Below are 526 nucleotides of genomic sequence, written 5' to 3'. Positions count from 1 at the left end.
CGCTCAATTAATCTTGGGTTCTCAGACATATGTTTAAATAGAATTTCATCATTATCTAAATGAGATTTTAAATCTAATTCCTTAAAATAAGATTCATTGCTACGAATAAAATCTTTAGCATGAATACCCATTTTTTTTGCTAATATTTTTAGCTCTTTTGGGGAAGGAGGTGTATTTATATAATCTATAATCTCATAATCGTAATTTGAATCTTCTAGAATCTGCACGGATTCTCGACTTTTACCTCATCGCGGATTATGATAAATTAAAACTTTACTCACTTTAATCTCCTTATAATATTTTAAGTGCTAATAATAGGTAAATCTAAAAGGATCATCTCAGTTGCACCTTGAAAAATAAATTTAAGACTCTTTTTATTTATAATATGTATACCATCACGACTTGTTGCCTGAGTATCTTCAATACGAACATTTCCCTTTGAAATAACTAAATAAATATGTCTGTTAGGCTGTAAATGATATTCTTGAGAATGACTTGAATCCCCTGAAACAATATATAATGTGGC

1 protein-coding gene and 1 pseudogene are annotated in these 526 nt (G+C 28.7%); both read right to left on the bottom strand.

Annotation, left to right across the window (positions count from 1 at the left end; all coding sequences use genetic code 11):
- Window positions 1-227: thioredoxin domain-containing protein (locus AMN88_RS00415; protein WP_075535936.1), on the bottom strand; the 227-nt coding region annotated here is incomplete at its 3' end.
- A 74-nt stretch (window positions 228-301) separates the two neighbouring features.
- Window positions 302-526, bottom strand: a pseudogene (locus tag AMN88_RS04525) (hypothetical protein); the annotation flags it as partial.

It is taken from the genome of Candidatus Pelagibacter communis (assembly GCF_001180165.1).
In the GTDB taxonomy this organism is placed as follows: domain Bacteria; phylum Pseudomonadota; class Alphaproteobacteria; order Pelagibacterales; family Pelagibacteraceae; genus Pelagibacter; species Pelagibacter ubique_P.
The sequence above is the reverse complement of the archived record's forward strand: the minus strand, read 5'-3'. Positions and strand labels throughout refer to the sequence as shown.